Genomic DNA, 13,467 nt, shown 5'->3' with positions numbered 1-13,467 from the left:
GGATGCGGGGTCGCCAGGCGGGCGCCGGTGGGCTTTCCTTCCCTCAGCGGCATGCAAGCCGCGTTCGGGAGAGGAACCCCATGCAACGCCGCACCCTGTTGGCCCTCGGCGGGCTCGCGCTCGCAGGATCCGCCAGCGCCCAGGCGCCGGCGACGCCGCGCCATCGCTTCATCGAGATCGCCCGCTTCCCCTCCCCCTTCGCACGTCAGGGCATCGCGGTGGACCAGGGCTTCGTCTACCCGGTGACCGACCGCGGCATCGCCAAGCTGGACAAGGCCACCGGGCGGGAGGTCGCGCGCTGGGAAGGGCCGCGCGACGGGCCGGTGATCCATCTCGATGGCGGGATCTGCCTGGACGGCCGGCTCTACGGCGCGCATTCCAACTACCCGCAGGAGCCGATGACGAGTTCCATCGAGATCTTCGACACCAGCGACCTGTCCCATGTCGGTACCCATAGCTTCGGCATCCAGTTGGGCAGCCTGACCTGGCTCGACCGGCACGCGGATGCCTGGTGGGCAGTCTTCGCGAATTACAGCCGCGTCTTCGGCGCGAGCCAGCGGCCCTATGGCCATACCTGGTGGACCACGCTCGTGAAGCTCGACGACCGCTTCCGGCAGGAGCAGGCCTGGGTCTTCCCGCAGGCGGTGCTGCGGCGGGCCGAGCCGATGAGCGTCTCGGGCGGGTCCTGGGGCCCGGACGGGCTGCTCTGGTGCACCGGCCACGACCATACGGAGGTCTACCGGCTGCGGCTGCCGCGGGCCGGTTCGGTGCTGGAGCTGGTCGAGACCGTGCCGATGCCGGGCGAAGGCCAGGGCATCGCCTGGGATCGCAGCTCGCCAGGCAATCTCTGGTGCATCAGCCGGTCCAAGGCGGAGGCGATCGGGCTGCGGCTGGAGCTGGGCTGAGCAGCAGACCCGCGAACAGATTCACGCCTTCGGGCGATTCCGCCCTCCGGCGATCTGCTTCGCCCGCATGTTTTGCGAACAGATTCGCGCCTTCGGGCGATGCCGCCCTTCGGCGACCTGCTTCGCCCGTATGTTTTGCGAACAGATTCACGCCTTCGGGCGATGCCGCCCTTCGGCGATCTGCTTCGCTATTGCATCCGGTCGGTCAGCTTCGGGTCGTTCAGCAAGTCCGCCGGCAGGGTGCGCCGCATGAAGGTCGGCCAAAGCGCCCGGCCGGTCCAGGGCTCGACCGGGGGCCGCGGCGCCTCGGGCGGGCGTTCTATGGTGGCTTCGCTGTCCTTCGGGATAATCGGCTCGGGCATTGCCGTTCTCCACTGCGGAAAGTCCATCCTAGCCCGAATTGGTTGTAGGTCCGCAACCGGAAGTCGTCCTTCCTCGCACGCACTTGACCGGCAGGCGCCGGATTGCGAGAGCGGCGGTGGAGGAATGCATCCGATGTTCACTCGCCGCCTGATTCTTGGTTCCGGTGCCGGTCTGATCGCGGGCCGCGCTCGGGCGCAGGATGGACGCCCCATACGCATCATCGTCCCCGCGCCACCGGGCGGCCCGACCGACATCCTGGCCCGAGCCATCGCGGAGCGTGCGGCGCCGGTGCTCGGCCAGCCGGTGGTCGTGGACAACCGCGCCGGCGCCGGCGGCGTGATCGGCACCGAAGCGGCGGCGCGGGCGGCGCCGGACGGGCTGACCTTCGTGCTCGGGCACAACCAGACCCATGCCAGCAACCAGGCGATGATGGCCCGCCTGCCGTACCACGTGATCGACAGCTTCGTGCCGGTCGCCAAGCTCGCGACCGTCCACCATGCCCTTGTGGTGCCGGCGAACCACCGGGCGCGCGACATCGCGGGGCTGATCGCGGCGGGGCGCGACGGCGGCAAGCTGTCCTACGCATCGTCGCAGGCCGGGTCCGCAAGCCACGTGATCGCCGAAACCTTCGTGCGGCAATCCGGCATGGATGCGACGCATGTGCCCTATCGCGGCGCCGCGCCGGCAGCGACCGACACGGTTGCGGGCGTCGTCGATTTCTATGTCGCGACCTTCCCCTCCGTCGCGCCGCTGGTCCAGGACGGACGCCTGCGTGCGCTCGAGATCGGCGCGCCAGCGCGGCTGCCCGACTTCCCGCAGGTGCCGACCGCAGTGGAAGCGAATGTCCCCTTCATGGCGGTCGATGCCTGGTTCGGCCTCTTCGCCCCGCGTGGCACGCCCGAGGCCGCGGTGGCGCGCTTCGCCGCGGCGGCGCTTGGCGCGCTCGGCGAAGCCGCGATCGCGCAGCGGCTGGCAATGGCGGGCTTCACCGTCTCCGCCCTGCCGCCCGCCGAATTCGCCGCCTTCCAGCGTGCGGAGGTGGCACGCTGGAACGAGATGGTCGCGCTGACCGGCGTCAGGATCGACGACTAGAGCGTGATGGCTTGAGGCGGAATCGCTGAAAAGTCTGAATCACGCGATCAAACAAAGTGCTAGAGCATGGTGCGTGAGCGGAAGCGAACGCATCGTGCTCTAGAGGCGATCCGCAGCCCGCACCACGCAGGCCTCGAAAATCTCGAGCGAATCGAAAGCGCGGTCGCGGCCATCCGGCGGCGTCACGAAGGCGCTGACAGCGCCCGCGATCATCAGATTGTCGGGCAGTCCAAAACCGCCCACGGTCAGGCCCGGCATCGGATCCGGGATCGCCGCGATCTGCGCGGCGCTGCGGGCGGCAAAGGGCTGTGCGCTGTTCGAATAGCCGAAGGCCGGCTTGCTGCGGCCGAGGAACCAGCCGAGCTCGATCAGCGTGCCGGCATCGGCCGAGGCGCCGCGGAACGGCGTCAGGTTGGCGATGATGATGTCGGCCGCCCCCATCATCGCGAGATCCTTGGCGAAGATGGCGCGCCAGGCCTCCGCCTCCGGCATCGCGGCGAGCGTCGCGATGTCCTCGTTCAGCGGTGACAGCCCCTCGATGCCGTGGCGGGCGCAGATCGCGAGCTTCCGCGCCGCATGCGCGGCGGCATCCGGCAGGAAGACGTCGGGCCCGGCGAGGTAGGCGCGGATCATGCGCGCCGTCATGCTTCGGCGAGTGCGGCGCTCCACGGCGACATGGCGTCGGAGATGCCGACGCGCGTGCCGTCCGGCAGCACCCGGATCAGGTTCGGGCAGGCGAAGTTCACGGGCATGGTGGCATGCTCCACCTCCGTGACTTGGGCATCCGCGGCGAGCGCCGCCAGCGTTTCGGCCGACAGGCGGCGGTCGGCGGTCACGCCCTCCGGCCCGCTCACGTCGAGGCGCGGGTGATGCGCGGCGGCTTCCGGGTCCATGCCGAAATCGGCGGTGAAGGCGAGCATCTGGAAGACCGAGGCCATGATGCGCCGGCCGCCGGAGGCACCGCCGGCGATGACCGGCTTGTCGCCTTCCGCGACGATCACCGGGCACATGTTGCAGAGCGGGCGCTTGGATGGCGCGATGGCATTCGCCGCCTCCGGCCGCGGATCGAACCACATGACGCCGTTGTTCATCAGCACGCCCGAGCGCGGCAGCACCACGCGGCTGCCCATTGAGGAGAGCAGCGTCGTCGTCATCGCGATCATCATGCCGTCGCGGTCGACGACCGTCAGATGCGTGGTGCAGCTCTCCGCCGCCTGCGGCTCCGCATCGCCAAGGCCGGCCAGCCGCTCCGCATAGGCGGCGCGGAGTTCGCGCGCGAGTTGCGCATACCAGGCGGTCGACGGCGCGCCGCCGCCGAAATCGGCGTCGCGCATCCCGGACAGTACCCGCTTCAAGGTCGGCGCCGCGGTCAGGCCGTTCGCCAGGAACAGGCGGCGGCCGCGCCAGTCCGCCTCCAGCGCCGGCAGGAATCGCGCCGCGCAATCGCGGAGGTCATCGAGGCCGACGAAGCCCTCCATGTCCGCGACGTCGGCGGCGATGCTGGCAGCGACGTCGCCCTTGTAGAAATCCTCGAGCCCCGCCTGCTGCAGCCGCTCCAGCGTCTGCGCCAGGTTGCCGAGCCGGAAGAAACCCGGGCTGCCTTGATAGGGCCCGACCGGCGGCAACCCGTTCGGCAGGTAGATCCGCGCACTCTCCGGATAGAGCCGCAACACGGAGGCCGAACTCGCGACCTTCAGCGTGGTGAACCAGTCCTGCGCCAGGCCACGCTTCGCATAGGCGACGGCCGGCGCCAGCACATCGGCGATCGGCAGCTTGCCGAAGCGCTTATGGAGCGCGGCATAGCCGGCGACGGCCGAAGGGATCACGAAGCTCAGCGGGCCATGGACGTTGACGTCGCCCTTCACCTCCGGCCAGGGGAAAAGGTCGAGCTTCATGGTGCCGGTCATCGGATAGGCTGAAGGCTTCAGGCCGCGCGGCGAGACCGGGCCGAAATCCAGCGTCTCCGCCTGGCCGCCCGGGGCCATGACCTGGGCGAAGCCGATGCCGCCGAGGCCGCTGTTCCAGGGCTCCAGCGCCGCCAGGGAAAAAGCGGTGGCGACCGCCGCATCGGCGGCGTTGCCGCCGGCTTCGAGGATCGCGACGCCGGCCTCGGCCGCGCCGCGCGCCTGGGATGCGACCATGCCCCGCGCCCCGCGCGCCGCCGGCTTCGTGACCTGCCAGTGCTGAGTGGTATGCGGCGCGGGGGTGAAGGCGAGGGTCATGGCAGGACGTCCGTTCCGAAACTCCCGCCATGCTCCGCCCAACCGACCGAAGGAGCAAGGGTGGCTAGCGCCGCCGGGTCGCGCGTTGCGGCCTCAGCACCTGCTCCGGCCGGCGCGCTTCCGGCGATCGCTCCGCCAGCCGGGCCTGCAGCGCCGATTCGTAGTCGATGCCCGGCAGGCGCTCGAGATGCGAGGCCACCGCCGCCGCCGCCCGATCCGCGTCGCGGCGCTCGATCGCCTCCAGCACCGCCTGATGCTCCTCGATCAGGATCGCCGTGGGCACCACGTTGCCATACACCAGCCCCCAGAGCACGGCCATCTGGCCGGACAGGCCGCGCCAGACATTGATCAGCGCCGGATTGCCGGAGGACTGGAACAGCGCCGCATGAAAATCATGGTCGGCCATGATCAGCGAGGAGCGGTCCCGGCGCCGGGCCGCGATGCGCAGCGCGCCGTTGGCGGCGCGCATGCCCACGATGCCGGCGGCCGGCCCGCGTTCCACGCATTCGCGCACCGCCAGCGCCTCCAGCGCGATCCGCATGCGCGCAAACCCGCCGGCCGCATCGTTGGTCACCGCCATCAGCCGCACGCCCTTGTAAGGCGTGGATACAACGATGCCCTGGCTTTCCAGGAGCCGCAGCGCCTCGCGCACCGGCACGCGGCTGATGCCGAGATCCCGCGCGATCTCGGCCTCCACCAGCCGGTCGCCGGGCAGGAAGGCGCCACGCGCCGCGGCCGCGACGATGGAATCGGCGGCCTGATCGACGAGGGTGCGCGACGGCTTCCGCAATGATAGCGACGCATCCGCCTGGACAGCTCTTTCCGGCTGGATGCCGGCCGTAGGCGTGCGCGACATCAGGTTACGTCTCGTCGATCCCGTTCGACTGCGAGTCTATGTCAGTTGCCCACCGGGTCAACCATTCTCACCCGACCCACCCTTTGCTTGCCCGGCGAATGCGCATAAGGGAACAGGACATCGTCAGCCTGGGAGAACAAGCCATGGCCGTCAGCAAGGGCCTCACAGTCGCGCCGAGCCTGCGCGCCTTCATCGAGACCGAGGCCCTGCCAGGAACGGGCGTCGAGCCGGCGCGTTTCTGGCCCGCCATGGAGGCCATCCTGCGCGACCTAGCGCCAGCGAATGCCGCTTTGCTCGGCAAGCGTGATGCGCTGCAGGGTGAAATCGATGCCTGGCACCGCGCCCATCCGGCGCGCCCCGTCGATGCCGCCGCATACAAGGCGATGCTGGAGCGCATCGGCTACCTGCTGCCGGAGCCCGCGGATTTCCACGTCGGCACCACCGATGTGGATCCGGAGATCGCGTCCATCGCCGGACCGCAGCTCGTCGTGCCCGTCTCCAACCCGCGCTACGCGCTGAATGCCGCGAATGCGCGCTGGGGCAGCCTCTACGACGCGCTCTACGGCACCGATGCGCTGGCGCCGCCTTCCACCGCCCGCGGCTTCGATGCGGCGCGTGGTGCGCTGGTGATCGCCCGCGCACGCGCGGTGCTGGACGGCGCCGTGCCGCTCGCCAAGGGCAGCCACGCGGAAGCGACAGGCTACCGGCTGGAGGGGGGCGCGCTCTCCGTCTCGCTGAAGGATGGCAGCGCGACGGGCCTCGCCCGCTCCGGCCAATGCGTCGGTTACACCGGGGAGACGCATGCGCCCGCCTCGCTGCTCTTCGTCAACAACGGGCTGCATCTCGAGATCCGGTTCGACCGCGACCATCCGATCGGCAGGACGGATGCGGCAGGCATCGCCGACGTGATCCTGGAATCGGCGATCACTACCATCATGGACTGCGAGGATTCCGTCGCCGCCGTGGATGCCGAGGACAAGGTCGCGGTCTACCGCGCCTGGCTCGGCCTGATGAAGGGCGATCTGACAGCGGAGCTGGAGAAGGGGGGCAAGACCATCACCCGCCGCCTCAACCCCGACCGCATCTATCATCGCCCGAGCGGCGGCGGGCTGACGCTGCATGGCCGGTCGCTGATGCTGGTGCGCAATGTCGGCCACCACATGATGACCGACGCGGCGACGCTCGACGGTGCCGAGGTGCCGGAGACGATCCTGGACGCGCTGATCACCTCAGCGATCGCGCTGCATGACATCCGGGGCAAGCGGCTGAACTCGCGCGCCGGCAGCGTCTATATCGTGAAGCCGAAGATGCATGGGCCGGAGGAAGTGGCCTGGGCGGACCAGCTCTTCGCCCGCGTCGAAGATGCGCTCGGCCTGCCGCGCGCGACGCTCAAGATGGGCATCATGGACGAGGAGCGCCGCACGACGGTCAACCTCAAGGCCTGCATCCAGGCGGCGAAGGACCGCGTGGTGTTCATCAACACCGGCTTCCTCGACCGCACCGGCGACGAGATCCACACCTGCATGGAAGCCGGCGCGGTGATCCGCAAGAACGACATCCGCGGCACCGCATGGATCAAGGCCTATGAAGAGTCGAACGTCGACACCGGCCTGATCTGCGGCCTGCGCGGCCGCGCCCAGATCGGCAAGGGCATGTGGGCGGCACCCGATGCGATGAAGGCGATGCTCGAGCAGAAGGTCGGCCATCCGAAGGCCGGCGCCAACACCGCCTGGGTGCCCTCCCCCACCGCCGCCACGCTGCACGCGCTCCACTACCACCAGGTCGATGTCGCGGCGGTGCAGGACGCGCTGCAGAAGGGCGGCAAGCGGGCCAAGCTCTCCGACATCCTGACCCTGCCGCTCGCGGAGAACACCAACTGGGCGGCGCCCGACGTGCAGGCGGAGCTCGACAACAACGCCCAGGGCATCCTCGGTTATGTCGTGCGCTGGATCGACCAGGGCGTCGGCTGCTCCAAGGTGCCTGATATCAACGATGTCGGGCTGATGGAGGACCGCGCGACCTTGCGCATCAGCAGCCAGCACATCGCCAACTGGCTGCGCCACGGCATCTGCACCGAGGCGCAGGTGATGGAGACGATGAAGCGCATGGCCGCCGTGGTCGACCGCCAGAACGCCGGCGACCCGCTCTACACCCCGATGGCCCCGGGCTTCGATGGCCCTGCCTTCAAGGCCGCCTGCGACCTGGTGCTGAAGGGCCGCGAGCAGCCCAACGGCTATACCGAGTTCGTGCTGACGGCGCGGCGTCGGGAGGCCAAGGCGCTTCGCGCCTGACCGGGGCCAAGGCGCTTCGCGCCTGACCGGGGCCAAGGCGCTTCGCGCCTGACCGGGGCCAAGGCGCTTCGCGCCTGACCGGGGCCAAGGCGCTCCGCGCCTGACGCATGGCCGGCGCGGGGAGACCTGCGCCGGGCGCCATGGTGGGCGGCCGCCCCGGATGACACTCTCGGTCTCCAAGTCCGGGAGTCGGATATGAGCGGCACCTCCACCCGTAGCCTCGCTGTCCCCGCTGGCCTGCTCATCGGCTGCGCCGTCCTGGCGGCGGCGCTCGCGATGGGCATACGCCAGAGCTTCGGCCTGTTCCTCGCACCGATGACCGAGGCGCATGCCTGGGGCCGCTCCGACTACGCCTTCGCGCTCGCGCTCCAGGTGCTGGTCAACGGCGTCGCGCAGCCGGTCTGCGGGCAGATCGCCGACCGCATTGGCGGCCGCGCGGTGATCATGGGCGGCGCGGTGCTCTATGGCCTCGCGACGCTCGGCATGGCGCTGACCGACAATCTGGCGCTCTTCACCCTCTTCGCCGGGCTCGGCATGGGGATCGCCGTCTCGGCGGCCGGGATGCCGGTGGTCATCGCTTCCCTCACCCGCCTGCTGCCCGAGAACCTGCGCGGCCGCGCGGTCGGGCTCGGCACCGCCGGCAGCAGCTTCGGGCAGTTCCTGGTGGTGCCGATCGCGGCGCAGGCGATCGGCCTGCTCGGCTGGCAGGGCGCGCTGCTCTTCCTGGCCGGGCTGACGCTGGTCATGATCCCCCTCGCGCTGCCGCTCACCGACGCCCCGGCCGCCTCCAAAGTCGGCGTCGCCGACAACGAGACCGCCAGCCACGCGCTGTCCCGCGCCATGCGCTCCGGCACCTTCTGGTGCCTGTTCTTCGGCTTCTTCGTCTGCGGCCTGCATGTCAGCTTCCTGACCGTGCACCTGCCGGGCTTCGTGCATCTCTGCGGCCTGCCGCTCTACGTGGGCGCCGGCGCCATCAGCCTGATCGGGCTGTTCAACGTCGCAGGGTCCCTGATCTCGGGCGAGCTGTCGCAGAAATGGCGGCGGCGGGAGCTGCTGGTCGCGATCTACGCCACGCGCGGCGTGCTGATGACCGCTTTCTTCTTCGCCGAGAAGACCACGGCCACCGTGCTGGTCTTCAGCGCCCTGATGGGCCTGCTCTGGCTCTCCACCGTGCCGCCGACCGTGGCGCTGGTGGCGCGCAACTTCGGCACCCGCTGGCTGGCGACGATCTTCGGCCTGGTCTTCCTCGGCCACCAGGTGGGCGGCTTCGCCGGCGCCTGGGTCGGCGGCCTCGTCTTCGACCGCACCGGCAGCTACGACCAGATGTGGATCATCGGCATCCTGGCCTCCGCCTTCGCCGCCCTGATCCACCTGCCCGTGCGCGACCCCACGCCGCGGCCCCTCGCGGTTCCCGCGGAGTAGTGGTGCCGCGGGGAGTGGAGACATTCCCCGGCCCCCTTCACTTAAAGCCGTGCGGTTGACACCCTTTAGGAGCCCCCGGGAGCCGACGGTCACATCAGATTACTCATTTCTCAGTCGCCTTTGGAGGCCCGGGCCCAAAGGCATAGAGAGCTGAAAATCGACGATGACACCGGTCTTCTTGACCAGTGTGACAATCGACGACACCGCGAAGAACGGTAGCGCATGCAAACCCCGGTTCTCGCCGTGCACTCTCCATTTGTCACCCAGATCCTCAGCAACGAACGGGCGCTCCTGCGCCACCTGCTCAGGACCATAAGCCACGCGCACGACGGTCTCCGCGAAATCGATCGCCTTCTCCGGCGTGTCGAGCAGTTGGAAGTTGGTGCCCATCCAGGCTTCCCACTGGCTGGCTCCGCTGAGGTTCGGGAACAGCGCCATGGTTGATCCTCCAAGCCCGGTGCTTCGCAACGCGGGAATATCCTAAGGAGCCGACCGCACCGCCTCGACATGCGCCATGATTTGCGCCAGCGACTGTTCGCGCGCCACCTGCGATGCAAGAATGAGTGCGAACCTTATGTCCCGATCGCGCGGATCGGTATGGGCCAGGATGAAGTCCATCGGCGGCAATGGCGCACCCGGCACGAGGCCGACCGTCTGCAGACCGGGATGTTCACTCCTCACGTGCTGGCCGATCAAAGCGAGCGAGTATACATAGCCTTGATTGGGCCGGATCTCCGAAAATCTGCCCGTCTTGACTTCGAAGAAGACCTGCCCCGCCGCGCCGGGAAGACGCGGGCTGCGCGCGACGATATCTGCATCCGCGCGCAACGCGCTCATCGTTGCCCGAAGCGGGACCTCGATGATCGCTGCCCCGCCGGGCGCAGACCGGATGCCGGTAACGAGAAAGTCGCGGACGGCGTTGTGCTGGGCGATTTCGTCGCGCCCTACAAGCTCGACACCTGGGGTACCCCTGCGGGAGAGACCATCAATCAGATCGGGGAACGGCCAGAGCGAGGCGGCCCGGAACGCAATATTCATCCCCGCCATTCTTGCCGCCTGCGCGATGCGATCCGAATTGCCCGGCAGCACGTGGACGGTGGTGCCGGGCAGGAATCGCTGCCGGAACATCCGGCTGATCTCAGCTATGCCGGTTGTCAGAATCATTCGTGATGCCTCATTCCGGAATGGCTGAGTGGATCCCACAACTCGGCCGCCGCGATCCAGAAACAAAGATATTCTTTTCTGAAATATCCAAGAGTATGTCGATAAATTTCCTGCGATGTGCCGAATATATTGCAAATTAATTTCTGAATTCAATAACATCCGAATGCGTGCACTGGCAACATTCGCCATTCTCGCGCTGCGGAGTACGGGTAGCGCGAAAACAAGCGCCCCTGGATCGACCTGCTCGGTGCCCTTCCCAGTCGCCCCCTCCTCAGGTGGACAAAGAGAGCCGAGGAATGTCCCCTCCCCGGTCGGAACCCACCAGCGGCGTCGCTACGGTAGAACCATCCCGCAGGAAATCCACGAAGGCGCGGAGCGGGCCTGGCATGTGGCGGCGGCTCGGGAAGTAGAGGAAGGGGCCGGAAAAGCGTTGCCACCAGGGTTCCAGGACGGGGACCAGGGCGCCGGCGGCGAGGGCGGGAGCGAGGAATTCCTCGAAGCTGGCGATGATGCCGAGCCCTTGTGTGGCGGCCGCGATCTGCAGGTCGGGGGCGTTGCTGGTCAGCCGGCCCTCGGGGCTGATCTTCACGGTCTCGCCTTCGCGCTCGAATTCCCAGATGGCCATGGCGCCGCCGTGGAAGCGGTGGCGGATGCAGTCATGCGCCAGCAGGTCGTTCGGGTGCTCGGGCAGGCCGCGCGCGGCGAGGTAGGCCGGGGCGGCCGCGGCGACGAAGCGCTGCGTGCGGGGGCCGATCGGCACGGCGATCATGTCCCGCTCCAGCCGCTCGTCGTAGCGGACGCCGGCGTCGAAGCCCTCGGCGAGCACGTCGATGAAACTGTCCTCGGCCTGGATCTCGACTGCGATGCCGGGGTGGCGGCGGAGGAAGGGGCCGATGATCGGCGGCAGCACGACGCGGGCCACGATGCCCGGCACGTTCAGCCGCAGCGTGCCGGTCGGGCTGTCGCGCAGGCTGTTCACGGCATCCAGCGCCTCCGTCACCTCGCGGAGCGCCGGCGCCAGGCGGTCGAGCAGGCGCTGGCCGGCCTCGGTCGGCGTCACGCTGCGGGTGGTGCGGTTCAGGAGGCGCAGGCCGAGCCGCGCCTCCAGCCGCCGCACCGCCTCGCTGAGCGCCGAAGCGGAGAGGCCGCGGCGATAGGCCGCACCGCGGAAGCTGCGCGCTGCCGCTACAGCGGCGAAGGCCTGGAGGTCGGCGAGGTCAGGCTCCGGCATTGTGCGCCAATCCGAACAGGGCGTTCCGTGATGAGCGGATTATCGCACAGCCTGGTCGGGCGCAGATAGGGCGCACCGCAACAAGGCGCCGCATGGCGGCGGCAGGAGAGACAGATGCAGCAGCGCAAGCTGGGCCGCACCGGCCCGCAGGTATCCGCCCTCGGCCTCGGCTGCATGGGCATGTCGGGGATGTATGGCGCCGCCGAACGCGCCGAGAGCATCGCCACCATCCATGCGGCGCTGGAGGCGGGGGTTACCCTGCTCGACACCGGCGATTTCTACGGCATGGGCCACAATGAGCTCCTGATCGCGGAGGCGCTGAAGGGCCGCCCGCGCGACCGGGTGGTGATCAGCGTGAAGTTCGGCGCGCAGCGCGACCCAGCCGGCGGCTGGATCGGCTTCGACGCGCGGCCGGCGGCGATGAAGACCGCCCTGGCCTATTCGCTGGTGCGGCTCGGCGTCGATCACATTGACATCTACCGCCCGGCCCGGCTCGATCCGGCGGTGCCGATCGAGGAGACGGTGGGCGCGATGGCCGAGATGGTGAAGGCCGGCATGATCCGCCATATCGGCCTGTCAGAAGTGGGGTCGGAAACGCTCCGCCGCGCCGCCGCCGTGCACCCGATCACCGACCTGCAGATCGAATATTCCCTGATCTCGCGCGGCATCGAGGATGCGGTCCTGCCGACCTGCCGCGCGCTCGGCATCGGCATCACCGCCTATGGCGCCTTGTCGCGGGGCTTGCTCAGCGGCCACTACAGGCCGGCCGGCGCCGGTGATTTCCGCGCCCACAGCCCGCGCTTCCAGGGCGAGAACCTGGCGCGCAACCTGGCGCTGGTGGAGGCGCTGGCCGCGGTCGCCAAGGCGCGCGGCCTGACGGTCGCACAGGCGGCCCTCGCCTGGGTCGCGGCGCAAGGGCAGGACATCGTGACCCTGGCAGGCGCCCGGCGGCGCGACCAGCTCGCGGAGACGCTCGGCGCTTTCGAGGCGGCGCTTGCACCGGCCGATATCGCGGCGATCGAAGCGGCGGTGCCAAAGGGTTCGGCCGCCGGCGAGCGCTACGCCGCCGCCCAGATGGCCCATCTCGACAGCGAGAAGGGCTGAAATCCGCCCCACGAACGCGGCCGCAGGCCGCCCCCCGTTCCTGCGGGGTGAGCGAAGCGATACCCCGGGGCCGCGAACGCGGCCCCGCGCGCGACCGACCGATGTCGTCAATGCGACCTGACGGCGCGCAAGCCAAGCCGGCGGATGCCGGCGCCGGCGTCTGAGGCCTAACTCAAAAGACTCTTCAGCTTCAATACTGCGCTGTCCGGTGTCGTCAAAACCCGTTTCCCGGTGGCCTGCTCCACCTGCGGGGCGGCGCGGGCGAGGCTGAACTGACCGAGGGCGATGGCGTCGCAATCCGCGAGGTCCCTGGCAGCCTCGGCCGCCAGCCGGTCATGCGCCGCGACGTCGCCGGCATCGAGCGCGGCGAGCGCGCCTTCCGCAAGCTTGGTCACCACCGTCGTGCCGGCCGGGAACTCCTCCGGCATGGTCCTGAGCGTGCCGGCGAAGGTCGCGAGCAGGCCGATGCGGCGCCCGGCGCCCTCGGCCTCCTCGATCATGGCTTCGTTCGGCTTCAGCACCGGGATCTTCGGGAACTCGCGCGCCACGGCGTCGATGCAGGGCCCAAAGGCGGAGCAGGTAAAGAGGATGCCGTCCGTGCCGGTTCCGACCGCATAGCGGGACAGCGCCAGGAAACGGTCGAACATCGCTGATGTCAGCGCCCCGTCCCGCGCCAGGTCGGCCGAGAGGCTGTCGTCCAGCAGGTTCATCAGGGTCGGCTCTGGCCAGAGCCGCGCGAAGGCGGCCTCGATCGCCGGCGGCGAGTGGCGCAGCGCGTGGATCAGGGCGATCCGCATGACTTGCCCTTGCCCGCCCG

The 13,467-nt window shown here is 69.3% G+C and carries 13 protein-coding genes; 5 read left to right on the top strand and 8 right to left on the bottom strand.

Going from position 1 to position 13,467, the window contains the following annotated elements; all coding sequences use genetic code 11:
* Positions 1 to 80: 80 nt before the first annotated feature.
* Positions 81 to 905: a hypothetical protein gene (locus GXW71_RS18325; RefSeq protein WP_211854002.1), complete on the top strand. Its 825-nt coding sequence runs from the start codon at positions 81 to 83 to the stop codon at positions 903 to 905.
* A 188-nt stretch (positions 906 to 1,093) separates the two neighbouring features.
* Here GXW71_RS18325 and GXW71_RS18320 read toward each other — a convergent pair whose 3' ends face one another.
* Positions 1,094 to 1,267, bottom strand: a complete 174-nt coding sequence (locus GXW71_RS18320) for a hypothetical protein (protein WP_211854001.1) — start codon at positions 1,265 to 1,267, stop codon at positions 1,094 to 1,096.
* A 133-nt stretch (positions 1,268 to 1,400) separates the two neighbouring features.
* Between GXW71_RS18320 and GXW71_RS18315 the strand changes: the two genes are divergently transcribed.
* Entirely contained in the window at positions 1,401 to 2,360 is a 960-nt protein-coding gene (locus tag GXW71_RS18315) for a Bug family tripartite tricarboxylate transporter substrate binding protein (protein ID WP_211854000.1), read from the top strand.
* A 99-nt stretch (positions 2,361 to 2,459) separates the two neighbouring features.
* Here GXW71_RS18315 and GXW71_RS18310 read toward each other — a convergent pair whose 3' ends face one another.
* The 3 genes from GXW71_RS18310 to GXW71_RS18300 all read right to left on the bottom strand — a co-directional run bounded on the left by GXW71_RS18310 (position 2,460) and on the right by GXW71_RS18300 (position 5,438).
* Entirely contained in the window at positions 2,460 to 2,993 is a 534-nt protein-coding gene (locus tag GXW71_RS18310) for a nucleoside 2-deoxyribosyltransferase (RefSeq protein WP_211881717.1), read from the bottom strand.
* Positions 2,994 to 3,001: 8 nt separating this feature from the next.
* Entirely contained in the window at positions 3,002 to 4,582 is a 1,581-nt protein-coding gene (locus GXW71_RS18305; protein WP_211853998.1) for a gamma-glutamyltransferase, read from the bottom strand.
* Positions 4,583 to 4,646: 64 nt separating this feature from the next.
* Positions 4,647 to 5,438 carry a GntR family transcriptional regulator gene (locus GXW71_RS18300; protein WP_211853997.1) on the bottom strand — a complete coding sequence of 264 codons (792 nt, stop codon included), beginning with the start codon at positions 5,436 to 5,438 and terminating at the stop codon, positions 4,647 to 4,649.
* A gap of 143 nt (positions 5,439 to 5,581) precedes the next feature.
* Here GXW71_RS18300 and GXW71_RS18295 point away from each other — a divergent pair, with 143 nt between their 5' ends.
* On the top strand, positions 5,582 to 7,729 hold the full coding sequence (locus GXW71_RS18295) for a malate synthase G (RefSeq protein WP_211853996.1): 2,148 nt from the start codon (positions 5,582 to 5,584) through the stop codon (positions 7,727 to 7,729).
* 195 nt (positions 7,730 to 7,924) lie between these two features.
* Positions 7,925 to 9,151, top strand: coding sequence for an MFS transporter (locus GXW71_RS18290; RefSeq protein WP_211853995.1), 1,227 nt, complete (start codon positions 7,925 to 7,927; stop codon positions 9,149 to 9,151).
* Positions 9,152 to 9,250: 99 nt separating this feature from the next.
* On the opposite strand, the gene GXW71_RS18285 is transcribed toward GXW71_RS18290, so the two are convergent.
* From GXW71_RS18285 to GXW71_RS18275, 3 genes are all read right to left on the bottom strand, one after another.
* Positions 9,251 to 9,589 carry an NTF2 fold immunity protein gene (locus tag GXW71_RS18285; protein WP_211853994.1) on the bottom strand — a complete coding sequence of 113 codons (339 nt, stop codon included), beginning with the start codon at positions 9,587 to 9,589 and terminating at the stop codon, positions 9,251 to 9,253.
* A 42-nt stretch (positions 9,590 to 9,631) separates the two neighbouring features.
* Positions 9,632 to 10,315, bottom strand: coding sequence for a hypothetical protein (locus tag GXW71_RS18280; RefSeq protein ID WP_211853993.1), 684 nt, complete (start codon positions 10,313 to 10,315; stop codon positions 9,632 to 9,634).
* Between the two features lie 271 nt (positions 10,316 to 10,586).
* Positions 10,587 to 11,546, bottom strand: coding sequence for a LysR substrate-binding domain-containing protein (locus GXW71_RS18275; RefSeq protein ID WP_211853992.1), 960 nt, complete (start codon positions 11,544 to 11,546; stop codon positions 10,587 to 10,589).
* Positions 11,547 to 11,660: 114 nt separating this feature from the next.
* Here GXW71_RS18275 and GXW71_RS18270 point away from each other — a divergent pair, with 114 nt between their 5' ends.
* On the top strand, positions 11,661 to 12,650 hold the full coding sequence (locus GXW71_RS18270; RefSeq protein ID WP_211853991.1) for an aldo/keto reductase: 990 nt from the start codon (positions 11,661 to 11,663) through the stop codon (positions 12,648 to 12,650).
* 167 nt (positions 12,651 to 12,817) lie between these two features.
* Here the strand turns inward: GXW71_RS18270 and GXW71_RS18265 are convergent, their stop codons facing one another.
* Complete coding sequence (locus GXW71_RS18265; RefSeq protein ID WP_211853990.1) at positions 12,818 to 13,447, bottom strand: aspartate/glutamate racemase family protein; 630 nt, start codon at positions 13,445 to 13,447, stop codon at positions 12,818 to 12,820.
* Between the last annotated feature and the right edge of the window lie 20 nt (positions 13,448 to 13,467).

Origin of the sequence: Plastoroseomonas hellenica, assembly GCF_018129085.1 — a bacterium.
GTDB lineage: Bacteria > Pseudomonadota > Alphaproteobacteria > Acetobacterales > Acetobacteraceae > Plastoroseomonas > Plastoroseomonas hellenica.
Note: the sequence above shows the minus strand (reverse complement) of the source record. Positions and strands in the feature narration are given on the sequence as shown.

Coding starts and splice junctions, on each gene's coding strand:
- GXW71_RS18325 (WP_211854002.1), top strand. CDS start 81: ATGCAACGCCGCACCCTGTTGGCCCTCGGCGGGCTCGCGCTCGCAGGA.
- GXW71_RS18320 (WP_211854001.1), bottom strand. CDS start 1,267: ATGCCCGAGCCGATTATCCCGAAGGACAGCGAAGCCACCATAGAACGC.
- GXW71_RS18315 (WP_211854000.1), top strand. CDS start 1,401: ATGTTCACTCGCCGCCTGATTCTTGGTTCCGGTGCCGGTCTGATCGCG.
- GXW71_RS18310 (WP_211881717.1), bottom strand. CDS start 2,993: ATGATCCGCGCCTACCTCGCCGGGCCCGACGTCTTCCTGCCGGATGCC.
- GXW71_RS18305 (WP_211853998.1), bottom strand. CDS start 4,582: ATGACCCTCGCCTTCACCCCCGCGCCGCATACCACTCAGCACTGGCAG.
- GXW71_RS18300 (WP_211853997.1), bottom strand. CDS start 5,438: ATGTCGCGCACGCCTACGGCCGGCATCCAGCCGGAAAGAGCTGTCCAG.
- GXW71_RS18295 (WP_211853996.1), top strand. CDS start 5,582: ATGGCCGTCAGCAAGGGCCTCACAGTCGCGCCGAGCCTGCGCGCCTTC.
- GXW71_RS18290 (WP_211853995.1), top strand. CDS start 7,925: ATGAGCGGCACCTCCACCCGTAGCCTCGCTGTCCCCGCTGGCCTGCTC.
- GXW71_RS18285 (WP_211853994.1), bottom strand. CDS start 9,589: ATGGCGCTGTTCCCGAACCTCAGCGGAGCCAGCCAGTGGGAAGCCTGG.
- GXW71_RS18280 (WP_211853993.1), bottom strand. CDS start 10,315: ATGATTCTGACAACCGGCATAGCTGAGATCAGCCGGATGTTCCGGCAG.
- GXW71_RS18275 (WP_211853992.1), bottom strand. CDS start 11,546: ATGCCGGAGCCTGACCTCGCCGACCTCCAGGCCTTCGCCGCTGTAGCG.
- GXW71_RS18270 (WP_211853991.1), top strand. CDS start 11,661: ATGCAGCAGCGCAAGCTGGGCCGCACCGGCCCGCAGGTATCCGCCCTC.
- GXW71_RS18265 (WP_211853990.1), bottom strand. CDS start 13,447: ATGCGGATCGCCCTGATCCACGCGCTGCGCCACTCGCCGCCGGCGATC.